The organism is Pontixanthobacter rizhaonensis (genome assembly GCF_012972675.1).
In the GTDB taxonomy this organism is placed as follows: domain Bacteria; phylum Pseudomonadota; class Alphaproteobacteria; order Sphingomonadales; family Sphingomonadaceae; genus Pontixanthobacter; species Pontixanthobacter rizhaonensis.
Genome location: NZ_JABCRE010000002.1, coordinates 709,644 through 733,791, shown reverse-complemented (window position 1 = coordinate 733,791; position 24,148 = coordinate 709,644). Strand labels below are relative to the sequence as shown.

Here is a 24,148-nt window from a genome sequence, read left to right as displayed (position 1 = left end):
CGCAGAGAGGAGGTGAAACGCACTAGCGTAGACTCAACTAATCAAGTGATCAGTTAATCGTGGCACGGAAATAAAGTGTGCTGGTAGCATTCGCAGCGAGATCGCTGAGAGTACCGTCCACTTCATCCGGGGTGCCAAGAGCGTTATCGGTAAAGTTGCTGTTGGCATCATCAGTGCCGTCAGCAGCGCAGTAACCAGAGGCCACTGTACCATTGATAAAGATACCGAACGTGTCGTCGATTTCCAGATCAACTGGAAGAACGTCAGACACAGTCACGCCAGTTGCAGTCGCTGCACCCGCACCGTTGGATACGATGATACAGTATTCGACCACAGCACCCGGAATAGCTTTTGCATTCGGGAATGTGCCGCCAACACCATCATCGATGATGCGGCTTTGTTTGGTAACGGTGAGATCGGCTGCGACGACAACGTAACCGTCAGTCGCAGAGAATGCACCATCATTGACGCCATCAGTATCACCATCAGCATCAGCCAACACCGTATCGATGTTTGCTGCGGCACCAGTGCCGTCTTCGGTGTTTGCATCACCATCGCCTGATGTGCTGCCAGCGTTGTAGATTGCGCCAAGACCAGCTGCACCCGCAGCGTGTGCTTGAGCAGTCAGAACGATATCAGCGGTCTGGCCTTCTGTTGCCGTGATCGGAACGTCAGCTGCAACCAAAACAGTTGTTACGCCGTCCGCGACGACTTCGTCGAGGAAGGTTACTTCTTCACCAGCATCATATTCACCATCACCATCGCCATCGACGAAGATAACGATGTTGCTGAGCGTGAAGTCGTTACCCGCCGCGTTTACAGCAGTCAGGGCAAGGTCAACTGTGTCGTTAGACAAGTTGGTCACATCAAACTCGATTACAGCCCGAGTTTCGTTCGGAGACACTTGAGTGCGCCCGATGAAACCAGTTTCAGCAACAGTCAGGTCGATTTTACGGTCGACAGTGATCGTATCTGTGGCATCAATTTCAGTTTGATCAAATCCGCCGACTTGGTAGTCGACTGTTACGGTGTTGGTGATGGTATCACCAGCCGTAGTGCCAGCAGCGTATACTGGACTTGTGCTTAAAGCGATGAGAGCTACGCTGCTCACTGCCCCAAGCAACTGCTTGGTACGTTTCATTATGTTGGTCCTTCTACAGCGCCCCGCGGTTCCCCGACCGCCCACGAGACAAGGCGGTTACCTTTCGCTTCTCAGCGAACGATTGCGTAAAAAGTGATTTGGCCAGTTTCACCTGGCTGGATGACATCCAATACCCAGCGCAAATGCGTCGCATCGGATGCATTTGCAGCACGAGTAGAGCCATCCTCTTCTGCGACAGTTAGGTCTGCCAGCAGTCCAAATGTCTCACCGCCATCAACAGAAACCTGAAGATCGGCTGCCGAGTCTGATGCCAACACAACTGCCGACGGCAGCGGGTTGGTAACAACAAAGTTTTCCACCAGCTCGGCGCTTGTATTCTTGTAATTTGTACGGAAAATCAGGCGGTCACCCGGTACGACAACGCTTGTGTCACCATATTCAATGGTGGCTTGGCCGCTGGCGTCAGTAACGCTTTTCACGACTTTGACGTCTCCAGAAAGGGAAATAGCCCGTTCGGATTGAGCGACGGCAGGTGTTGCCAGCATCGCAGCTGCGACGGCCAACAATCCAAAAATGCGACTTAGTGTTTTCATTGTTTCAGTCCTCGTCAATCAATCGTGACATCAAAAGTAATGGAGTGCGTGGTGCCGCCAGCGACCGTGCCAAGGTCGACCGCGACGCCAGTTGCGTCTGAAGCGGATCCTTCATCAGTATCCGCAGCATCAGTCAGGCTGGTGCTATCAAGCGTCAGCGACGATGCGGAATATGTCGTGCCGGTTGGGATCGGGTCAGAGATCAACAAGCTGTCGATTGATCCACTGCCTGTGACGTCCGCCGTAATTGTATATGTAATGACCGCGCCAGGCACGATGGTGGCACCCCCGAAGGGATCGACCACAACCGCGGATTTCACCAGATCGACTGTAGCGATGCCGACAATCAGCGCGCCTTGATCATTATCATCCGCACCATTCGGCCCTGCGACCGCGTCGCCGCCGCCTTCCCCTTCACCAGCGAAGATAGTACCCGGAGCGCCGGTACCCGTTACCGCCTCAGCCAGCAGATCCACTTGAGATTGCTCTGTGTCAGCAGCAGTTCCCGGGACAGTCACTAGGACAAATACAGTAACGGCTTCATCAGCGGCCAATATGGCTGTCTGTTCGGGCGAGGTGAGTATCTGGTCGATGCCAGGCTCGTAAATTCCATTGCCGTTTGTATCGATTGCAATCGAATCCACGGTCGTTTCGAAATCATTGCCAGTCACAACTGGGTTGGCCGTAAGATTAAACGCTTCTGGCCCGTTGCCGGTGTTCGTAACAGAGAACGTCAAAACGGCGCTGCCAGTGTTGGTCGCAATCGGACCTGCATCAAGCGAGGCGACCGTGACATCCAGCAGCTCGTCAACCAGCAGCACGACGGTATTTGAATTGACCGTTTCGGTGCCCCCGCCTGCATCATAAGACGCGGTGGCCGTGTTCTCGATCAGAGTGCCAGCCGGCACACCTTCCGCATGCGCTGCGGTCGATCCAAAGATCATCGAGGACGACAGAAGAGACCCCGCCAATAGGAAATGTGCTTTTTTCATGCGCAGACTTATAAGCAAAAAGGGTTATCAAACGGTTTAGTTAATCCGCTGGAATATTTTGCTAAATTACTGATTTAACAGCATTTTACATTTTTTGACGTCATTTACCTTTAGTAACTTCCCGACAAAATACGTATCAAAACGGGTAACTTTTGATCGAAAAGTATAGGACTTTCACGCTAAGATAGCGCCACCAGTGGCGGGCGTTATACGCTCTCACCAAACACAGTCATTGGTGAGAGACCGCTTGGCTTGAACATTAACGGCAAACGACCAGCCTGCTCGACACCTAACATCACCAGATAGATAGAATATCAGCCTTCAAGCAGGCAAAGACGGGATGTTGGCTAGGCGAGGTAGTGCATCCTGCTAGCGGTCAGCAGGCAAACATTCCAATTCTGTGTGATTGGCGCAACACGCGGATAAAATTTGTGAAGCTAACATTAACAACTTTGACAAACACCAAACCCTGAGGCAACAAACTCGCATCATAGGGGTGTGGGGCTCTTCAAGACTACTAATGTTGCTAGCCTTTTGAGGCGCAAGAACCAGCAACATGATGTCGGAAATTCTCCAAAATCGCTTACTAAAGTCGCAATCGGAGTAAACATGAAAAAGTATCAAAACAACACGCTGAAAGGGCTCGCTTGTTCGGCCTCAGCAATGGCACTGGTGATTTCCGCTTCTGCCGCTGCGCAGGACACACAGCCTGCTCCTGTAGAGGAAGAAGAAGAACAGATTGATATCACTGAAGATGCACCAGCTGCAGAAAACGAAGGTGCGATTGTTGTTACTGGCTCGCGGATCCGGCGCGACACCTATTCTAGCATTTCACCGCTGCAAGTTTTGACTACAGAAGCTTCCCAAGAAGCTGGTCTGTTTGATCCATCGCAAATCCTACAGCGGTCCGAATCGGCATCGGGTACGCAAATCGATGCTACTTTCAACGGGTTCGTCTTGGATAACGGTCCAGGTTCACAAACACTGAACCTTCGCGGTCTTGGTGCGGACCGGACACTCCTTCTTGTAAACGGTCGTCGACTTGGCCCAGCAGGTGTTGAAGGTGCTCCAACAAGCCCATCGCTTAACCTGCTCCCAGGCTCGCTAATCGAGCGTTACGACCTCCTTCTGGACGGTGCTTCATCTGTTTACGGTTCAGATGCTGTTGCCGGTGTTGGTAACGTTGTTCTACGCAAGGATTTTGATGGTCTCGAACTCTTCGCTCGCGGCGAACTTAACCCGCAGGGCTCGGGCGAAGACTACACGATCAGTGCAGCTTATGGCTTGAACACTGACCGAGGTTTCATTGGCTTTGGTGCTGAATACGATAAGCGCGCTCAAATTCGTCTGAGCGATCGTGATTTCTTTGGTGGTTGTGACCGCCACCGTGAACTGACCTCTACAGGCGAGATTCGCAGTCTCGGCATTGATCAAAACGCTAACTCTTTGGCAGATAGCGGTGGGACAATCCGTACATCCGAAAGCGAATGTACACAGAACGGGTTCTCTGGCCGGATCATCATTCCATTCACTAACCTCGGTTCGGTCTATCTTGATCCAAACGGTGGTGCTGGCAACAGTGGCGTTCCCGGCTTTAACGAATCGTTTTTCAACGGTTCCCCGATTGACGCGGACGGTGACGGCATTCGTGACGTCGACTTCTTGAATGACCAGAATACAAACAATGCGAACCCCGAACGGGTCTTCCTCAGTGAACAAAAATTGTTCAACGTTATGGCCTATGGCGAATACACCTTCGCAGGTGATGCTAACATCACGCCATTCTTTGAAGCCAATTACACTCGCGCCGAGATTTTTGCAGACAATACTGGCGCATTCCAGGTCTTCCCTAACGTTCCAGACAGCAACGCATTCAACCCTTGTAACCCGGCTGCTGTCGGAGGCGTTGATTGCCGTACTGCAGAAGCGAACACATTCGGAACCGGTCTTGGCGGTATCGGTGCGATCGGTACCCGTCCGGTCTTTGCGATCCGCGGCGATCGTACGAACCAAGACATCGTTCAAGAGCAATACCGCGGTGTAATCGGTGTTCGGGGCGATCTGCCATTCATCTCACCGAGCTGGACGTTCGAAACATCGTTGGTGTACTCGCGCGCTGAAGGTTCATCCAATGTTCGCGGTGTCCGCGAAGATAAACTGGCTCTTGCTCTTGGTATCGATCCAACAATGGACTTCGACGGAGACGGCATCTTCGATAACAACGGAGATGGCATTGCGGACGATTACATCTCTGGCCAGCGGATTTCCGACGGCTTGCTGCAAACTATCTTCGGCGACCCTGGCTCAATCACACCGTGCGATACCAGTGCTTTGGCAAACCCAAATGCCGCACTATCTGACCTAGGTGCTGGTTGTGTGCCGGTGAATCTGTTTGCTCCTAGCTTGCTGGGTGCTGCGATCGGCGACTTCGCTACGCAAGCTGAACGGGACTACGTCTTTGGTGATCGTTCATTCGATACTACCTACGAACAGACAACGTTCAGTGCTTTTGCAACCGGTAATCTGTTTGATCTTCCGGCTGGCCCGGTCGGTGCGGTGATTGGTGCTGAATATCGGAAGGATAAAATCAACTCGATTCCTTCCGATGTCGCATCTAACGGCCTCTTCTTCGGTTTCTTCGCTGATAGCGGCGCCGTAGGAAGCAAGGAAATCAAAGAAGTCTTTGGTGAAATTGATATCCCGCTTCAGGCAGGCAAGCCGTGGGTTGAAGAACTGAACGTAAACTTCTCCGGTCGTATGACCGACGAGGAATTCTACGGAACCAACTTCACATACTCGGTCAAAGCAGGCTGGCGTCCAATTAACCCGCTCCTGCTTAAATTCAGCTATGGCACATCTTTCCGTGCACCAAACCTGCGTGAAAACTTCCTTGGTTCGCAGACGGGTTTCAACACCCTGTTCGACCCATGCGCGGTTCCGGATGACGCGTTCGATACTGCGACTGGTACGTATGATCCGGCACAGGAAACTCGGGAAGACTTCATTCTTGCGAACTGTCGCCGGGAAGGTCGTGACCCAACAACTGCTGGTTTGCAGATCGATCCTACAACCGGTCAGTCACTTGCTCCTAACCAGAATGCCAGTGTTGAAATTGCCCGTGGCGGTAGCTTGACGATTGATCCTGAAACATCGCGGTCGTTGACTGCTGGTTTCGCTTTCGAAGAGACCTTTGGCGACGGCTGGGACGTGAGCCTCGGCCTGAACTACTTTGACATTAAGTTGAAAGACTCGATCATCTCGCCTTCGGCACAGTTCATTCTGAACGATTGCTACACACGTGATGATGGCCAGGTCAGCTCTTTCTGTGATCGCATCACAGCCTCTAGCACCGGCACTCAGCTTGTCTCTGACGTGTTCGCCGGGTTCATTAACTTGAACCAAGAGAATGTCCGTGGCCTCGATCTTAACGCGACATTTGGCAAAGAAGTCCAACTGTTCGGTACGCGAGTTGATCTGGGCGTTAACGTAACGGCAAACCACCTGATCGAGCGTAGCAACCTGTTTATTGGTGATGATGGCACGCAGACGTTTGACGAAGATGCTGGTGAATTCAGCCTTCCGAAATGGACTGGCCGGACCACCTTCACGGCAGATGTCGATGCGTTCCGTCTCACTTGGCAAGTTCGTTACGTTGGCCCGGTTGAGCAGGATGCAGATGGTATTGATGAGTTCAGTGACGCGTTCGGCCGTGGTCCCGACGGGCAACTGACCGGCTTCACCGGAAATACATGTCTGGGTAATGGCTCAGGTACTAACGACCCAGTCACAGGTGAGTTTACACCTGACGGCGTTGTGGCCGGAACCGGGGTATTCTGTCGCGATGTAGGCTTTGCAAAAGAGCAATTCCTTCACACTGCGTCGGTGCGTTACCGCGCAGATGGCTTCACAATCATCGCGGGTGTCGACAATATCTTTAACACTGCACCGCCGTTGGTTGATGGTAACGAAGTTACCGCCATCGCAAACACGGCTCTGGGTGCCGGGTATGACTATGACGGGCGTGAATTCTTCCTGTCGATCAGAAAAGAGTTTTAAGGCTCTATTTCAGTTATGATCTGAAACGAAACGGCCCCGTGATATTTGTCACGGGGCCGTTTTGTGTTAATGTGCCTCAATCAAAAAAATCCATAGGGTAGCTTTATGAATCTCCTTCGAACCTCTCTTCTCGCTGCTGCCGGAGCAGTCTTGATCAGTACAACGCCCGCTATTGCGCAACAAAAGACCGGTGATTTATCAATCCCTGTCGAAGCTTGGGCTCTGCGCGATGTTATGACCAACGTTGAGATCTCGCCAAATGGCAAGAACTTGTTGCTTATGAAAGTGGAGAGCAAAGAGGGCGAGTATATAATGCAGATATACGACGCTACAGACTTTTCCAAAAAACCGTTCACGACGAACGCCGATCCAATGGAGATTATCGGCGCAAGTTTTGTAGATGATCGTTTTATCTTCGGCCGGGCTTGGCAGGTCAAACGGAAATCGGTGAAAGGGCCAGAAGAGGACGTTCGGGACTATCTTGCATTTTCATTTGATCTGGAAACAAAGAAGTTTTCGAAAGTTTCAGGCAATTTCAGTATTGTTAATACGCTGCCGAATGACCCTGACAATGTCCTTATTGCCAGCGGGCGACCAAATGACGGAGGCGTTGGCGTAGATCCGTTCGCGGCATTCCGTCCGCGCTCATATTACAAATTTAATTTAAAAACAGGCGGCAGATCGCTTGTCCTTAAGGGTAACGATAAATACCCAACAGCCGAGTTTGATGATGACGGCAATCCGCGCTTCACGACTGGTCAAGATCAGACCACGAACGAACAAATTTTCTACTATCGCGCTGTAGGCGACAAGTCGTGGAAAGAGTTCGGGGAGCGGTACGACCTCGATGAGCATAAAAACTTGTATCGCCGTCTTGGGCGTTTCCAAGGCTTCGCTGGTGTCAGCGCCGAGGATCCTGACAAGGGTTACTTCATCGACAACAGAGACGGCGACAAAGCTGCTCTATATTCCTTTGACTTCAAAACCGGTCAGATCGGAGAAAAACTATTCTCCACCCCTGATGCGGACGTCATGGGTCTACAACGGAGTTCGATGTGGCGGGCAGGCGACAACTCTGTTGTAGCAGCGCGTTACCCGGGGGCTAAAATGGAACGTCACTGGTTCGACATGGAAGAAAAGGAATTGTTTGAGAACCTTGAACGTGAAATCCCTTACTCTCACGCGATCCGCATTACGAGCCGATCAGTGGATGGCAACACTATGGTTGTTTACAATTCCGGCCCACGTGATCCGGGGTCATATTGGCTCATTAAGAATGAACGGATGACCAAAATTGGCAGCCGCAACCCGACTATTGACCAGACAAAGCTGTCTGATGTCGAATTTATCAAATATCCCGCCCGTGATGGGAAGATTATTCCAGGGTATGTTACCAAGCCTGCTGGTGAAGGCCCCTTCCCTCTCATCGTTCTGCCTCATGGCGGTCCCCACGTGAATGAGATCATCGGTTATGACGAGTGGGGTCAGTTGCTGGCCAATGCCGGCTACATGGTCCTTCAACCGCAATATCGTATGACAGTTGGCTGGGGCCAAGAACACTTCGATGGTGGCTACGGAGAGCATGGCGGCGCCATGCAGGACGATAAAGACGACGGAGCCATGTATCTTGTAGAAAAAGGTCTGGTCGACCCCGACCGTATAGCAATGTTCGGTTGGTCATATGGCGGCTATGCGGCGCTGGTTGCTACAACCCGCGAAGAGCAAATCTATCAGTGCGCAATCGCCGGAGCTGCGGTGGCCGATCCCGCGAAAAGCTTTCGATCAAACAACTTTGCCGGTGTGCCAACAGCCCTGAAGGACTGGGCAGAACGACGTGGCACAATTGGTATTAACCCAATCAATGAAGTCGAAAAATCCAATATTCCGTTATTAATGGTGCATGGTGATGTGGATGCACGGGTGCTCTATTATCATTATAAGGATTATAAGAAGGCCATGGACGCGGCGGGTAAACCCGCCCAGTATCTTACCCTTAAAGGTGCTGACCACTTTTACGCGACTCTGATGTATAACCATCAGGAAACATTCTTTACGAAAATGCTCGATTTCTTGAAGAACGATTGCGGACCTAATGGGCTGTAAAAACTGATATTTGGCAATCGCGATGGCGATTGGTCATTCCAACAAGAACGGGGGCAGCATGAATAATGCTGCCCCCGTTTTTATTCGGTTTCGGGACTGTCTAAAACCACGCCTGTTCGTCTGAAACTTACCATTGGAAAGACAACCAGGCTCCAGACCAGTCAGATGCAGTGAGAAAGCGTTAGTCGACCTCAACGGGCTCTTTTGGTTCACCAGACAAGCTGATGTCTATAAAGGTTACCTCGCCGCGAAGTTCACCTCTCCGAATGATCTTCTCAATTTTTTGCTGACGCTCTACCATCAATCTGGCGACAACTGCGGGGATACGAATTCCTTGCGGGCCTTCGGAATAGTTATAATTTGGATCGCGTTCACCATTAGACAGATCCGCGATATCACTTTCATACAAGCTCGCTTCAACTGTTGAAGTCTTGTTCATAATTTCAGTAACTTCATCCGTGGCGTATTTCTTGTAATGTTCTTTCAGATTTGATGGCCAATCATTAAAGAAGAATGGCTGTGCTTCAGAATAAATCTTCGAGACTTTCATCTTTTCGCCCGATTTTTCCGTTCCCCGCAGGGAATTGATAAACTCTTTGGCACTGCTATCCAGCAGATCATTCAAATTTTCGGCACTAAATGCTTTACGCTGGATTGACGGCCCTCCGATTTCCCCGCGAAAAAAACCGTAAATCACCTTTGGATCACGCCAATTAGGATAGACAATTTTAGTTCGGATATCTTTGGGGCTCATCTCCACATTTCTCACAGTGACAAGCTTGGCCTCATCAAGAGGCAACTTCATACTGCCGATTTTCATGCGAGAAGGTTGGCTGAGTGGGTAATTCAATGCGATCTGTTCAATAATCGCGACATTGTGCAAGTTCATCCAGAAGGCGAGTTGCTCATTCTTGGATAGCGTCGAGATATCTACCGCGTTGCCTGTCTGCTCAAGATCCTTACGATATTCGCTTATCGATGCTGTGACTTCATCGGTAAAGAATGAGAAGCCAACTCGGTTACCTTCCAATCTGAGCCGGGAATCATGACCGTAAACCGCTCGAGTCCCTATCCCGGCAGATGGCCGAGGAGCGCCCTCTCGAATAGACCGCCCCATTCGCACAACCAACGCGCTCAATGCATCATCCCAAATAGTGTAATCGATCCTGGTATTCACAGGGTCTGCTTTGGGCCGGAACTGTTCAAATTCCTGGCTCGCCTGTACACGGACAGGGTTAACATCGTTAGGCTGAGCCGATAATGTACTCGTGCAGCATAAAAGCGCGACGAAACTCAAAGACCTTGTCAATATCATAACTACAATCCGTGTATTAATACCTCACCCAAAAACAGGCGATTGGTTTTTGGACATTACTAAACTCAAATAGCGTTCATCTCATATCGGTTGAACGGTGACCAAGCGTTTTCTCCGTACGGTAGAAACGACACAAAAGAACAGGCTAGACCACATATAAGCTATTTCCGCAAAAATTTGCCTTCATCCATCTTGGAACAAAATAGCTCTTCCGATTATGACAGACATGCCATCGGCACATAAAAAATTCCTAGGATCCTAACCGAGCTATAACTGCTCCCCTAACGCTGTAACTCATGCCGCTCCTCTTAAATGCTGTCTAGGTCGAGTAGATCAACGAGGTATCACAGCCTACGAACGGTAATATTCACTCTTTCCTAACTTGTCATGACGCCACACTTGAAAAGCATCTGTGAACGCTCCTTGCCGAGCCATCGAAGCTGGTTCGCTAATGTTTCAAAAACTTGGGAATGTAGCGCCCAAATGCGCCTTCTCGCATCAACGATAAGACAAGTAAGCAATCAATCACAGCTAAGTGCCCTGCCCGCTGTTATGCGACACACCGCATCAATGGGAACGAGGGATAAGCACCTGCTTGCCGGCTGGTTCGGTGCAGTCGTACGAGCCCTGCAGCTCGACCGAACCGACGTCGAAAGGAGCATTCCACTGTGAACTTTACTCCCAAGATGCTACATCTTGAAACGCTGAAATTCCGCAGATACGAGGATTATGAAACCCACTGAAGTGCATGAATTGATTACATAAATGGCCGACACCGCTTGTAGCTCGGTTTGGCCCCGGTGCGTGACCTGCTTTAATTAAAGAAATGTGAAATCAGATTATAGCGCACGCCAGATGTAGTCTCTTCCACTTCATGCAAAAGTGAAGAAGAGAACACCATAGCTGAACCTGCTGGCAGCCGATAACCTCTGGCGCTGAATTCCCTAAAAACCACGCCGCCTCCTTCGTAATTGTCATTCAGAGACATAGACAAGGCAAATCGTCTATGAGCGCCAGCCGGGCTTGTATTGTCGCGATGCCCCATTGTTACACCTTGACGCATTCCGGCATAGCGCGCGATGTGAAGGTCTTCACGGCGTGTGACATTGAAAGCAAACGCCTTTTGGACCATGGGCGTTACCCGGCTAAACAGCCGCTCATCAAGAAACGCCAGTGTGTTTTGGTCTTTAATCACGAGGTCGACACGATCCTGTCGATGATGCTCATAAACTGGAATCTTGTAATTGCCGACCACCTCCCCCGGTTGCGGACGTCGAACGAGAAATGGTGTATTTGTCTCCATTGCTTCGACCAGCTTGGCGCACTCCTCTCCGGACAGTACGTTAGGGACAATCAGAACAGGTGCATGGGGCGGGCTCCAGCACGCTTCCGAAGCGATCTTGGTGTTCTCGACGAGTTCCATAACCTTGCTGAGCGAAGCGCCCACCTCCTTATCCAAGTCAAACCACGCCCGAACCTGACGATACGGGGTTAGCAACACAATCCGGTCAGTAATATCGGCCCCCTTGTGCAAGCCATAAGAAGCAAAGATACCTCCCGGCGAGTCGCATACCATTGGCCACGGGAAACCAGCAGCTCGCTTTAACTTCCTACTATGCGCTGCATCATTTGACGCGCTAACTACGATGATTGTAGCGTTAGCCTCTTCAAATTTGTGTTCAAGATCAGCCAAACTTCGCAGCAATGGAAGCACCCGCTCATCTTCAGGTTGACTCAAGAACACCAACATCATCGAACGTCCGGATAGATGGTCATCTGCCAGACTTATATTTCGGCCATCCTCGTCACGCGTCTCAAACGGAGTAGCCAACGCACCAGGCCACAGTGGTTGAACGTAATCTTTTATGGACGCAGATGCTATCTGATATGTTTGACCGGTATCTGTCATCTACTGCTTTGTGTTATTTGGCGGTCACTATCCGTACGCATCTCTAGCTGAAACCGAAAGAGGATTCTCCTCCAAGATCAAATAACAAACGCTGACAATGGGTGTGCAGACTCAGAGTGCTACAGCCACCTACATGACTTAATATCTCTGAAATATTTGGTAGCGGAGGAGGGACTCGAACCCCCGACACGCGGATTATGATTCCGCTGCTCTAACCAGCTGAGCTACTCCGCCCCAATTGGGCAATGCCGGGTATATCTCCGGTGCAGGCGGGGCATTTAGGGCTGCCCTGCCCGCCCGTCAACACCAAACGGTGCAAATTTACCTGCCTCTAAATGGATATGTTCTCACGAACTCCCAGGGCCCTCCCCGGTAAATGTAAAGGGAGAGGCCGATGAACCGAAACGGACGCGGCTCAACCACCGGCAACAGCTCCTGCTGGAGCGCCTTCGCCTCCTCGATTGTGACCTTGTTCTGGACCGTCACATGCAACCGAGGAGCGTGTTCATCTTGAGGTATCAGCAAACCAAAAAAGCTATCGGCAAGGTCTTCCCATATCGAAATCATACCGGGACTGTGCAGATCGAGCGCGGTCCCCTTTCCCAAGGGCATTATGCCTTCAAGATAGGCTTCAACAGGCGGATGCGCCGCCGCTTGGCGAGCGAGCGCCGTTTTGACTTCCCTTTCGCTGGATGGCGGCAAAGAATGGAACAGCGTTACGTGTGCGTCCAGAAAGTTCCGTTCGGGCGGAAAATGCGCGGTACGTAGCTTCGTCGCCCAACTGGCAAGATCGGGCGGGAGCTGCGCGGTAACAATGAACGGCGCGTCAGCGATAAGGGTTTCTCACTTCGCTACTGGCTCGCTTACATTTCGCCGCGTTCGCGGCGGAGTGCATACCAGCGCTCCACATTGGCGTTGTGCTCTTCCAAGGTGTCGCCAAACACATGACCGCCCTTGCCGTCAGCCACCATGTACAAGGCACTGGTCTTGGCCGGGTTCAGGACAGCAGCAATCGCCTCTCTGCCCGGATTGGTGATTGGCCCCTTAGGCAATCCAGTCATTGTGTAGGTATTATAATCGTTTACGGCGGCTATCTCAGACTGTCTGATCCGCCGCCCCAAAGGTTTTCCCTTTGTTATCGGATAGATAATCGTCGGATCGGCCTGAAGCAACATGCCTGCTTTCACTCGATTTGAATAAAGACCTGCAACCGCCTGTCTTTCCTCGGCAATTCCGGTTTCTTTCTCTACAATGGCGGCTAGAATAACAGCTTCCTCTGGAGTTTTCACTGCGATGTCAGGCTGACGCTTGGGCCATGCTTCGGCGAGATAGGTACGCATCGCAACTTGCATCCGGGCAAGTACTTTCGTGCGATCTTCGCCGCGCTCAAAATCATACGTATCAGGAAGAATTGAGCCTTCTTCCGGGACGGGAATTTCGCCCGTTAGAAGAGGCTCTGCCATCAGCCGCTCATGCACCATGATCGAGGGCATACCCTCTGGAATAGTCACAAATCTGCGAACGACATCACCGTTCTGCATGGCTGCCAATATCTGTGACGGGGATGCCCCGGCCGGAAGGTTAAACTCGCCCGCCTGAACAACAGAAGATCCACCGAAAATTTTCGCAGAAAGCAAGAATGCATCTGCGCTGCCCACAATACCGCGGTCTTCCAGCCGGTTAGCGACAGCCGTCAGAGTATCCCCTTGGCTGACCACAAAAACCGTTTCTTCTGGCAAATTGGCCGAGCGCCACCAGCTAGAAAAGAATACCCCGATCAGCAGCGCGCCAATCAGCGCCACTACGCCTAAGGTCAGACCAAGCCGTTTCATTGGTTCAATCGACCTTTTTCATGACCAAGCTGGCATTTGTTCCGCCAAAACCGAAGCTGTTATTCAAAACGGCATTAACGGTGCGTTTTTTGGCCACCAGCGGAACCAAATCAACGTTGTCCGTGCCTTCGTCAGGGTTTTGCAGATTGAGTGTCGGCGGGACAATCTGGTCGCGGATGGCGAGAATACAGAAAATCGCCTCCACCGCGCCGGCACCGCCCAGCAGGTGGCCAATCGCGGACTTGGTAGAGCTCATCGAAGCACCGCTCAAATCGTCACCCAGCACGCGCTTCACCGCGCTCAGCTCAATGGTATCGGCCATCGTTGAAGTGCCATGTGCGTTGACATAGTCGATATCACCGGCCGCCATGCCGGCCTTGCGCAGCGCCATATTCATCGCAAGCTCTGCACCCTTGCCTTCCGGATGCGGAGCCGTGACGTGATAGGCATCGCCGGAGAGGCCATACCCGACCACTTCAGCGTAAATCTTCGCCCCGCGCGCTCTGGCGTGCTCATACTCTTCCAGCACGACCACACCGGCCCCCTCACCCATAACAAAGCCATCTCTGTCCTTGTCATACGGGCGGCTGGCTTCAGTCGGCCGATCATTCATGCTCATATTCAAAGCACGCGCTTGAGCGAAACCGGCAACACCCAGCGGGTTTATGGTGCTTTCCGCCCCGCCCGCCAGCATAATATCGGCATCATCGTCGCGGATCATCCGCGCCGCATCACCGATCGAGTGCGCGCCGGTGGAACAGGCCGTTACCACAGCATGGTTGGGGCCCATCAAGCCGTATTTGATCGATACCTGGCCGGAAATGAGATTGATCAGCCGCCCATGCACGAAATGCGGGCTTACACGGCCAGGGCCGCGTTCCTTGAGCACGATCGATTCACGCTCAATACCAGGAAGACCGCCAATACCGGCGCCAATTGAACAGCCAGTCCGGATTTTGAGGTCATCACTCATATCTTCCAGGCCGGCGTCTTCCAAAGCCTGACCGGCGGCATCTATGCCGTACACAATGAAAGGATCAACTTGGCGCTGAACCTTGTGATCAACACGCTTATCCGCATCGAAGCCGTATTCATGGTCTTTTGGCTTCACTTCACACGCAATCGTGCATTTTTGGTCTGATGCATCAAAATGGGTGATCGGCCCCGCACCGTTTTTGCTTGCAAGGATGTTCGCCCAAGAAGTCTCTACATCACCGCCCAAAGGAGTAACGAGACCAAGTCCAGTAACGACAACGCGGCGCATTCTTTTCTCCAAAACCAATCAGATCAATTGTTTCGGCCGGATATCTCGGCCAAAAACTCAACAGGCCCGACCCATCGGGGCCGAGCCTGTCAATTTCCCGCCGACGCCCAATCAGATGGCTATCGGGCGAGCACAGCGGGAGTAGGCGTTAGCCTTTATTGTGCTCTTCGATGAATTTCGTTGCATCACCAACAGTGGTGATTTTTTCGGCTGCATCGTCAGGGATTTCAACGCCGAATTCTTCTTCGAACGCCATTACCAGCTCAACGATATCGAGGCTGTCAGCACCAAGATCATCAATGAAGCTTGCTTCTTGATTCACTTTGTCTGCTTCAACACCAAGGTGCTCAACAACAATCTTGGAAACGCGATCAGCGGTATCGGACATATTTTCCCTCTCAGAATTTGGGGGTTAGAAATTATTCTTTCGCCCTAATGAACGGCGGGCGCTGTGGCAAGGGGGATACGCTCACAGAATGTTACTCACCCCAATGAAGTTTGAGTTGAGCGTCCGCACGGCGGCGATCAGCGATCCTTTTCAACCCTAAGATAGGGTAATCTTTGCCCGGTTCAACCTGCAAGGCCCGTTCGTAATATGCCTCAGCTGCAACCAGATCTCCCCGTCCCTCTGCGCATAGCCCCATATTGAACAAGACAGACACATGGCCTGGATTGGCACTTTCAAGAGCTGCAAACCCCTGACATGACTTACCAATATCCGACTTGGTGAGCTTCACTGCCTCTCGAAATAATCGGCGATCAGCCTTGTTCAGCCCCTTACGGCTTTCCATAATACGCAACTGCTGATCCCTGAACACAGGGGCAAGATCATATCGTACACGTGATGCGAAACTGCCAATCAAACCATCCAGCAATTCACGCGCAGATGGTACGGACGAATCGTTTTCACATGAGCTATCCGATTCTGTTAGCGAATCTCGCTTCGCGTAAATCTCTGTGCCGTCAGTGGCGATCAACCGGATATGCGGATAGAAAGTCACTTCCAGTTCACTGCACTCGTAGACGGTGATTTTCTCTTTGATGCATTTCTTGTCTTTGTCGCGCTTTTCGCATTTGGTCACCTCGCGGTCATCAAGCTCCGTCTCGATGGTATCAAACCCGGCAGAACCGCGCATAACGGCATCAATCAAATCATCGCTTACCGGTACGACCTGAAAATACGGTTCGCCGCCCACAATGGCATTGTCCAACACATCAGTGATTGCAAAAGACAAAGCGGTACCGCTTTCACCGCTGAAGTTCTCGACCGCGATAGTGTTCAATGTGGCCGCGCCATCATTTGCCGCGGGATATATCCCTGAAACCGGCAAAGTCTCTGCCAAACCGGCCACGGGGACCAGAGCGACTGCCAGTGCAACCCCTGTACACAATGCGCTACGGCCACTCATAATTCACCCCCTACAATTGATTGCTGTGCGGTAATTTAGCCAACAATCAATTGAACCTGCAATGAAGGATGAAGCGCCCTATCGTTAAGGTGGAGCGTTCTTAAGATGCGGGCTTAGGCGGCTCAACAACACGAATATGCACGTCGCGCAATTGCTGGTTGGATACCCCGTTAGGCGCGCCCATCATCAAATCTTGCGCTTTCTGATTGAGCGGGAACGCGATCACTTCGCGAATGTTCGGCTCATCCGCGAGCAACATTACGATCCGGTCGATACCTGGCGCAGAACCACCATGCGGCGGCGCGCCCAACTTGAACGCTTCGATCATACCGCCAAATTCTTTATCGACGGTCGCATTGTCGTAACCCGCGACTTCAAAAGCCTTGTACATGATTTCCGGCTTGTGATTCCGGATCGCCCCGCTGGACAGCTCATAACCATTGCAGACAATGTCATATTGCCAGGCCAGAATGTCGAGCGGATCCTGCGTTTCCAGTGCTTCCATCTCGCCTTGCGGCATGGAGAACGGGTTGTGGCTGAAATCGACTTTCTTGTTCTCTTCATCATATTCGAACATCGGGAAATCGACGATCCAGCAGAATTTGAAACAACCTTCTTCGATCAGGCCAAGTTCCTCCGCGCAGCGAGTACGAGCTGCGCCTGCCAATTTGGCGGCCTCTTTTTCTTTACCAGCGGCAAAGAACAATCCGTCATCATCGCCAAGGCCCAGTTCCTCATAGAGCTTCGCCATCAGCTCTGGACCGTGGTTCTTCGCGATAGGTCCGCCAAACTCGCCGCCCTTGCGCGTGACATAGCCAAGACCGGCAAAACCTTCGCCGCGTGCCCAATTGTTCATATCATCGAAGAACTTGCGGCTTTTCTCGTTGGTTTTCGGTGCAGGAACCACGCGGACCACCCCGCCCCCGCCAACGATTTTCTCAAACAGGCCAAAGCCCGACTTGGTGAAGTGGCTGGTGACATCAGAAATCAACAGCGGATTGCGCAAATCGGGCTTATCGCTGCCATATTTCAGCATCGCTTCCTTATACGGAATGCGCGGGAATTCGCCGGCAGGGGTTACAGTTTTGCCGTCTGCAAATTCCTCAAAAACACCCGCAAGTACAGGTTCCAAGGCCTGGAACACATCTTCCTGCGTGACAAAGCTCATTTCCAGATCGAGCTGGTAAAATTCAGGGCTGCGATCCGAACGCAAATCTTCATCGCGGAAACAGGGGGCAATCTGGAAATAGCGGTCGAAACCGGCAACCATCAGCAACTGTTTGAACATTTGCGGCGCTTGCGGCAGAGCGTAAAAGCTGCCGGGGTGCAAACGGCTCGGGACCAGATAATCGCGCGCGCCTTCCGGGCTGGAAGCGCCCAAGATCGGGGTCTGAAACTCTGTAAAGCCTTGCGCCGTCATGCGGCCCCGCAGCGATGTGATCACCTGATTGCGCAGCATGATGTTGGCGTGCACCCGCTCGCGGCGCAAATCGATAAAACGGTACTTTAGGCGGATTTCTTCAGGATATTCCTGCTCCCCCGCAACCGGCAGCGGTAGTTCATTCGCCTGTGACTGAACCGTAACCGACCGCGCAAACACTTCAATATCACCGGTCGGAAGGTTGGCATTGGTTGTACCCTCCGCCCGCGCCTTAACTTCGCCATCGATCGTGACGACGCTTTCAACACGTAGGCCATCCAGAATTGGCAGCGCAGGAGAATCTTCGTCAGCAACAATCTGCGTCAGACCGTAATGATCGCGCAAATCGACGAACAACACACCGCCATGGTCGCGCTTGCGGTGAATCCAGCCGGACAGGCGCACAGTTTCGCCAACATTGGCCTCGGTCAAAGCTGCGCAGTTGTGGGTACGATAGGCGTGCATCTAAAATCTTTCCAATTTTCGGACTATGGCGCTAGGAGCGCAATATCTGCGCACCCGCATAAATCTCATTTGGGCTATGCGCGGGCTAACAGGGGAACTGCGGGGTTTTGTCAAGGTGACAGAACGCTGATGCGACTCCCGAGTGGCGGTACTCCGCCCGCATACAGAAAAGTACTATGAAAATACATGATTTGATTACGACGACCGAGGCTCTTGATGAATTGGTCGCTCGCCTCGCACAATCCGACTTCGTGTGCATCGACACCGAATTCATGCGCGAAAACACATATTGGCCGGAATTATGCCTTGTTCAAATCGGCAATGAGGAAGAAGCTGCGGCGATTGATCCAATGGCGGACGGCATTGATCTGACCAGCCTGCTTGATCTCATGTGCGAGAATGAAGACATTTTGAAAATTTTCCACGCTGGCGGGCAAGATGTGGAAATCATCTATAATCTAACTGGCAAAACGCCGCATCCTATCTTCGATACGCAAATCGCAATGATGGCAATCAGCCAGAGCGAGCAGATTGGATATGCCAATTTGTGCGAAAGCTGGCTGGGGATCACTGTTGATAAGGGCGCACGTTTTACCGATTGGGGCCGCAGACCATTGACCGACCGTCAGATCGAATATGCGATCGGCGACGTGACGCATCTCGCGAAGATATTCCCGATGATGCTGAAGAAGCTGATTAAGACAGGCCGCGGGGCCTGGCTCAATGCAGAAATGGAAAAACTGGCAGACCCGGCCAATTACCGGCATGATCCGCATAATGCATGGCGCCGTATCCGGTCAGCCGGACGCAATCCGCAGGTTTTAGGCCGTCTGAAAGCACTGGCCGGATGGCGGGAGGGCGAAGCCCAGCACAAAGATATCCCCCGCGGGCGCATCATGCGCGATGAAACCCTATCTGACGTGGCCAGCCACCCACCCAAAAAACAGGCAGATCTTGCCAAAGTTCGCGGCCTGTCCAATGCATGGCGCGAAAATGATATCGGTAAACGGTTGATGGATGTGCTTGCAGGCGCAGAGCCTCTGCCAAAAGATGAAATGCCGACCAAATCGAAACGCGGTGCGCCACTTGGTAAAGAAGGCGCATTGGTTGCGGATTTGTTGAAGCTATTGCTCAAAATCCGATCTCGCGAGATTGACGTTGCCAGCCGATTACTGACCAAATCTGACGAGCTGGAAGCTCTCGCTGCGGGGATACGCGATCTGCCGATATTGCACGGCTGGCGTTACGAAGTGTTCGGCAAAGATGCGCTTGAACTGGTCGAAGGGAAAACCGGCTTTGCGGTAAAGAATGGCAAGCTGGTAATGAGCAATGCAGACGATATGCGTGCTGATATTATAGCGGAAACAGAAGCCCCGGAGGGTGGCGCTGAGGCTGCAACCGACCCAGTAGCAGCAGGCGAGGCCGCTACTGAAGAGGCCCCATCAGAAGAAGCTGCGCCTGAGTGAGCACCTATCTGCCAACAATAAAGCAACTGCAATATTTGGTTGCCTTGCATGAGCACGGCCATTTTGGCCGGGCGGCTGAAGCAAGCTTTGTATCCCAATCGACGCTGTCTGCCGGCATCAGAGAATTAGAGACGTTACTGGGAGTGACGCTGGTGGAACGCAGCCGCAGGGTTGTGCGGTTTACGCCATTGGGCAATTCCGTGGTCGCCAAGGCCCACCGGCTTTTACGTGAAGCAGAAGAGCTCAGCGAATTGGTTCAAGCATCGGGCAAACCATTATCGGGTGAATTACGGATGAGTGTAATCCCGACAATTGCCCCATTTCTGTTACCACGCATTTTGCCGCGATTGCGGCAGGAGCGCCCTTCCCTGAAGCTATTCCTCCGCGAAGAAACCAGCACCGATGCCATCGAGTCCCTGCATCATGGCCGGGCCGATTGTGTCTTGTTGGCTCTACCGTTCCCGACAGGCGAAGTCGATTTTGAGCCGATTTCTAGTGACGCGTTATTTGTCGCGTTTCCAAAGGATGAACCACGCGATCCGCCTGAAAGCATCCCCCCGTCTATGCTTGATGAAGGGCAGCTATTGCTGCTGGAGGATGGTCACTGCCTTAAAGAACACGCCTTAGCTGCCTGTAACCGGCCAGAATTGAGCGCAAGCGCGACGATGATCGGCACAAGCTTGCACACATTGGTGCAAATGGTCGACAATGGGCTGGGTGTTACAATGCTGCCTGAAATGGCGATTGATGCCGGCATACTTACGGGAACGGATATCATCGCTCGCCCGCTAAGGGCAGCCAATGCCAGCCGTGAAATCGCGCTTGTCTGGCGAAAAAGATCTCCTCGAGCAGAAGAGTTTAAGCTTCTGGCGGAAGAGCTTCGCATCGGCTGAGTCAGGCGCAGTCAGCCGACCGCTACCGCCCGATTCACAGTTTATTGGTAAATGTTAGGTTATGTAACGACACCTAGGCCGAAAAATCGGCGGGGTGAAGAAGGGTCAGATCATGCGTTCCTACAACCGTTTTATTGTCGACCAAGAAATCGAATGCGTCATCGACGACGTTCGTGACTTTGTCATGCTGTACAATTTATCAAGCGGCGGCTGCATGATCGAAACCGGAAATATCGCAGCGTCAGAAGGCGACAGCATTGACGTCGTTCTAAAGGACTTGGGCGCCGTACCGGGGAAGATTGTCTGGAAAGTCGGCCGCAACGCCGGTGTCAAATTTGAGACGGTTCTGCATCAACGAGTCGTAGAGTATTTCGGCTTCTCCAGCAGCCAAGAGGACTTCGACCAGCACGACCCGCGCGATCGTTTCGGTATCCCCCTTATCGGTTCGGAGCCCAACAATAATTTGTTACCCGAAATCGGCGTTGGCTGACCGACCACGGGTCAGTCCATATGTTTGAGACCAACCCGCAAATAATCCCAGCCGGTTATCACGGTTAAAGCGGCAGCGCCCCATAGGCTGACAAGGCCGACCAGATGCATCCATTGTTCTGAAAATGGCTTGGCTGCGTCTTCCACGGAAATTGGCGGCGGCCCATGTAAGGCACCGCCCCCGATAAGCGCCCCGAGCGCGACCAGCTGCAAAGTCGTTTTCCACTTTGCCAATTTGGTGACGGGGACGGACACTTTAAGCCCGGCTAGAAATTCTCGCAGTCCAGAAACAGCGATCTCTCTCACCAGAATGATCAGCCCGGCAACGACATGCAAATCGCCGACATATGGCCCCCTTAAGAAGCCTTGCGCGGTCAGAACCAGAATGACCGCAGCCACCATTATCTTGTCCGCGATCGGATCCAAAAAGATACCCAGCTTAGACACCGCGCCGCTTGATCGGGCCAGATACCCGTCAAAATAGTCCGTAATCGCCATTAACCCGTACAGCACGACCGCCAGAGCATAGCCCAACTGCCAATCTGGCCACCACAAAAGAAAGGCCAGCAACGGCACGGCCACGATGCGCGAAAGCGTCAGGATGTTGGGTAGCGTCAGCATGATGCGCGGTCCTTAGCGAACTAGGCCGTGGGGTAAAAGCACTAGAACGAGCTTGTCCCACCCTTTGCGCCAGACTGTTTGCCCTTGTCCATTTTGACCAAACCATTACACCGACTGCAAATTAGACATTTGGGGCTTTATGACCACAACGACGCATCTCTTGCGCCGCAGGCGTTTCCTGCCGCTATTCGTGACCCAGCTGTTTAACGCGTTCAACGACAATCTTTACAAGACCGCTATGGTGCTGTTCGTAGTGTACAGCATCTACGATTCAGAGGAAGCAGAAGGCCTATTCAGCGCAGTCGCGTCGGGCCTGTTTATTCTGCCGTTCTTTGTGCTTTCTGCCTTAGCTGGCCAACTTGCAGATATGTACGACAAGGCCGCAATCGTTCGTAAGGTAAAGGCGTGCGAAATCATCCTGATGCTTATCGGCAGCGCAGGCTTGCTGCTGGCGTGGCAGGGCTATGTGATGCCGGTGACGATCCCGCTGGGCTTTACGACCATCAACACCACATTTCCGATTGTCCTGCTGTTGTTCGCCCTCTTTTTAACGGGCGTTCAATCCACATTCCTCGGCCCGATTAAGTATGCCATCCTTCCCCAGCATTTGCGTAAAGAGGAGGTGCTAGCAGGCACAGGCCTTGTCGAAGCAGGCACATATGTTGCGATCCTTTCAGGGACCATTCTTGCCGGGTGGATTCCCGTGGAATGGGCAGCCATCGGCATCATCGGAACCGCGATTGCGGGGTATTTCGTCAGCCGCGAAATCCCCGATGCACCGCGGCAAGGAGCGCTTGAGAAGATCGACTGGAACATATGGCGCGCGTCAACAAATCTCATTCGCGAAACAATGTTGAACCGGGAAATCTTCTTCGCAATTTTGGCGATCAGTTTCTTTTGGACCATCGGCGCGGTGCTGTTCATCCAGTTCCCGCCCCTCGCCAAAAATACGATTATGGCCAGCAAAGAAGTCGCCAGCCTGTTCCTGGTCGTCTTTTCCGTTGGTGTGGCGGCCGGTTCGGTCGCGATCAATACCCTGTTGAAGGGCACAGTATCCGCGCGGTATTCACCGATATCCGTGATTGTCATGGGACTGTTTGTGGTGGCGTTTTATCTGGTCACCAAAATCTGGGAAGCGGATCAACCAGAACAGCTATTGTCAGTCAGCGAATTTTTGGCGTGGCCGATGGCAACCATCCTGCTGCTCACACTGCTAGGTATTGCTGTTGCCGGGGGAATGTTCGTGGTTCCGCTTTACGCGTTTCTAACCACCAGAGCGAAGCCAGAACAGGCAGCGCGGACAATCGCCGCTAATAATATCGTCAATTCCGGCGCAATGGTTGGCGGCGCGCTGTTATCCATGGCGCTCACCGCAGCAGGTATTCCCATCACAGAGCAAATTCTGGTGAGTGCAGTGATGTGTTTGATCTCGGCCTGGCTGGGGCGCCGTTTATTTAAGGCCGAAGTGCAAGCTGCCGCTGCGCTTTAGCGCGTCATGCAATAAAAACAGATACCGCCACAAAACACCCCAAATAGGCGAGAGCAAAGCCGCGTATATCCGCCCGTGTCAGGCGGAGCTTGGGTCGAGCCTTCAACGGTATCGCATCCGTCCGTATATGCGGCGGAAGCGATGCCAGAAATGGATGGCCCGCGGTTTCGTCTGTCAGTACAAGTGATCGTCTCATGATGGCGCTGTTAACGGAATGCTAACTATAGCGCTGCTGCTCAATCACGGCTGTCACAGCTTGGGACGTTAAGGCTGTTCGTTGATGCTACGCTTGCTGGTGCCCGTTTGCGTTCTGTTCGGACATAGCCAATACGATATCCCATTCTTCTGGCGTTACCTCGCTAACGGACAGCCGCATCAACCTGACCAATTCCATATCCGCCAGGCGCGGCTCTGCCTTCACTTGTTTCAAAGTGACCGGCGCTGCCAATTTACGTACGGGTTTGATCTTTACGCAGTCCCACTTGCCTTCTGGATCGGTCGGGTCTTTGATGCCAGTAACGCTCACTTCGGCAATACCGACAATCTCCAAACCGATATTTGAATGATAGAAGAACACTTGGTCGCCGACATCCATCGCGATCATGTTGTTCTTGGCGCGGTGGTTACGGACACCGTCCCAAGTACCTTCTTGTTCTTCTAACAGATCATCCCAACCATAGACGTTGGGCTCCGACTTCATCAGCCAATAACGAGGCACAGCAGCTTCCTA

19 protein-coding genes and 1 tRNA gene are annotated in these 24,148 nt (G+C 52.3%); 6 read left to right on the top strand and 14 right to left on the bottom strand.

Annotation, left to right across the window (positions count from 1 at the left end):
* Positions 1–49: 49 nt before the first annotated feature.
* The 3 genes from HKD42_RS03450 to HKD42_RS03440 form a co-directional block, all read right to left on the bottom strand.
* On the bottom strand, positions 50–1,141 hold the full coding sequence (locus HKD42_RS03450; protein WP_170010317.1) for a hypothetical protein: 1,092 nt from the start codon (positions 1,139–1,141) through the stop codon (positions 50–52).
* Between the two features lie 71 nt (positions 1,142–1,212).
* Positions 1,213–1,695 (bottom strand): hypothetical protein, encoded by a 483-nt coding sequence (locus HKD42_RS03445; protein WP_170010315.1) that lies wholly within the window; start codon positions 1,693–1,695, stop codon positions 1,213–1,215.
* Between the two features lie 14 nt (positions 1,696–1,709).
* Entirely contained in the window at positions 1,710–2,687 is a 978-nt protein-coding gene (locus HKD42_RS03440) for a DUF11 domain-containing protein (RefSeq protein ID WP_170010313.1), read from the bottom strand.
* A 609-nt stretch (positions 2,688–3,296) separates the two neighbouring features.
* On the opposite strand from HKD42_RS03440, the gene HKD42_RS03435 reads away from it, so the two are divergent.
* Positions 3,297–6,743, top strand: coding sequence for a TonB-dependent receptor domain-containing protein (locus tag HKD42_RS03435; protein ID WP_170010311.1), 3,447 nt, complete (start codon positions 3,297–3,299; stop codon positions 6,741–6,743).
* A 105-nt stretch (positions 6,744–6,848) separates the two neighbouring features.
* On the top strand, positions 6,849–8,846 hold the full coding sequence (locus tag HKD42_RS03430; protein ID WP_170010309.1) for an alpha/beta hydrolase family protein: 1,998 nt from the start codon (positions 6,849–6,851) through the stop codon (positions 8,844–8,846).
* A 181-nt stretch (positions 8,847–9,027) separates the two neighbouring features.
* On the opposite strand, the gene HKD42_RS03425 is transcribed toward HKD42_RS03430, so the two are convergent.
* The 9 genes from HKD42_RS03425 to aspS all read right to left on the bottom strand — a co-directional run bounded on the left by HKD42_RS03425 (position 9,028) and on the right by aspS (position 18,460).
* A complete protein-coding gene (locus HKD42_RS03425; RefSeq protein ID WP_170010307.1) occupies positions 9,028–10,023 on the bottom strand; it encodes a DUF547 domain-containing protein in 996 nt (331 codons plus the stop codon).
* A 952-nt stretch (positions 10,024–10,975) separates the two neighbouring features.
* Positions 10,976–12,070, bottom strand: a complete 1,095-nt coding sequence (locus HKD42_RS03420; RefSeq protein ID WP_170010306.1) for a redoxin domain-containing protein — start codon at positions 12,068–12,070, stop codon at positions 10,976–10,978.
* A 157-nt stretch (positions 12,071–12,227) separates the two neighbouring features.
* Positions 12,228–12,304 (bottom strand) — tRNA-Met (locus tag HKD42_RS03415).
* An 87-nt stretch (positions 12,305–12,391) separates the two neighbouring features.
* Positions 12,392–12,886 carry a 2'-5' RNA ligase family protein gene (locus HKD42_RS03410; RefSeq protein WP_343042252.1) on the bottom strand — a complete coding sequence of 165 codons (495 nt, stop codon included), beginning with the start codon at positions 12,884–12,886 and terminating at the stop codon, positions 12,392–12,394.
* Positions 12,887–12,933: 47 nt separating this feature from the next.
* Positions 12,934–13,902, bottom strand: a complete 969-nt coding sequence (gene mltG, locus HKD42_RS03405; RefSeq protein ID WP_170010304.1) for an endolytic transglycosylase MltG — start codon at positions 13,900–13,902, stop codon at positions 12,934–12,936.
* 4 nt (positions 13,903–13,906) lie between these two features.
* On the bottom strand, positions 13,907–15,166 hold the full coding sequence (gene fabF, locus HKD42_RS03400) for a beta-ketoacyl-ACP synthase II (protein WP_170010302.1): 1,260 nt from the start codon (positions 15,164–15,166) through the stop codon (positions 13,907–13,909).
* A gap of 148 nt (positions 15,167–15,314) precedes the next feature.
* On the bottom strand, positions 15,315–15,554 hold the full coding sequence (locus HKD42_RS03395) for an acyl carrier protein (protein ID WP_170010300.1): 240 nt from the start codon (positions 15,552–15,554) through the stop codon (positions 15,315–15,317).
* Between the two features lie 91 nt (positions 15,555–15,645).
* Positions 15,646–16,575, bottom strand: a complete 930-nt coding sequence (locus tag HKD42_RS03390; protein WP_170010298.1) for a tetratricopeptide repeat protein — start codon at positions 16,573–16,575, stop codon at positions 15,646–15,648.
* 100 nt (positions 16,576–16,675) lie between these two features.
* Positions 16,676–18,460, bottom strand: coding sequence for an aspartate--tRNA ligase (gene aspS, locus HKD42_RS03385; protein WP_170010296.1), 1,785 nt, complete (start codon positions 18,458–18,460; stop codon positions 16,676–16,678).
* Between the two features lie 176 nt (positions 18,461–18,636).
* Here aspS and rnd point away from each other — a divergent pair, with 176 nt between their 5' ends.
* From rnd to HKD42_RS03370, 3 genes are all read left to right on the top strand, one after another.
* Positions 18,637–19,926, top strand: a complete 1,290-nt coding sequence (gene rnd / locus HKD42_RS03380) for a ribonuclease D (protein ID WP_170010294.1) — start codon at positions 18,637–18,639, stop codon at positions 19,924–19,926.
* A complete protein-coding gene (locus HKD42_RS03375) occupies positions 19,923–20,819 on the top strand; it encodes a LysR substrate-binding domain-containing protein (RefSeq protein ID WP_170010292.1) in 897 nt (298 codons plus the stop codon). Before rnd ends, HKD42_RS03375 begins: the two co-directional genes overlap by 4 nt.
* Before the next feature lie 112 nt (positions 20,820–20,931).
* Positions 20,932–21,309: a PilZ domain-containing protein gene (locus HKD42_RS03370; RefSeq protein WP_170010290.1), complete on the top strand. Its 378-nt coding sequence runs from the start codon at positions 20,932–20,934 to the stop codon at positions 21,307–21,309.
* An 11-nt stretch (positions 21,310–21,320) separates the two neighbouring features.
* Here HKD42_RS03370 and pgsA read toward each other — a convergent pair whose 3' ends face one another.
* The gene (gene pgsA, locus HKD42_RS03365; RefSeq protein WP_170010288.1) at positions 21,321–21,929 is read right to left on the bottom strand and encodes a CDP-diacylglycerol--glycerol-3-phosphate 3-phosphatidyltransferase; all 609 of its coding nucleotides are present in this window, start codon (positions 21,927–21,929) and stop codon (positions 21,321–21,323) included.
* Positions 21,930–22,068: 139 nt separating this feature from the next.
* Here pgsA and HKD42_RS03360 point away from each other — a divergent pair, with 139 nt between their 5' ends.
* Positions 22,069–23,418, top strand: coding sequence for an MFS transporter (locus HKD42_RS03360; protein WP_170010286.1), 1,350 nt, complete (start codon positions 22,069–22,071; stop codon positions 23,416–23,418).
* Between the two features lie 283 nt (positions 23,419–23,701).
* On the opposite strand, the gene HKD42_RS03355 is transcribed toward HKD42_RS03360, so the two are convergent.
* Positions 23,702–24,136, bottom strand: coding sequence for an EVE domain-containing protein (locus HKD42_RS03355; RefSeq protein WP_343042152.1), 435 nt, complete (start codon positions 24,134–24,136; stop codon positions 23,702–23,704).
* Positions 24,137–24,148: the final 12 nt, after the last annotated feature.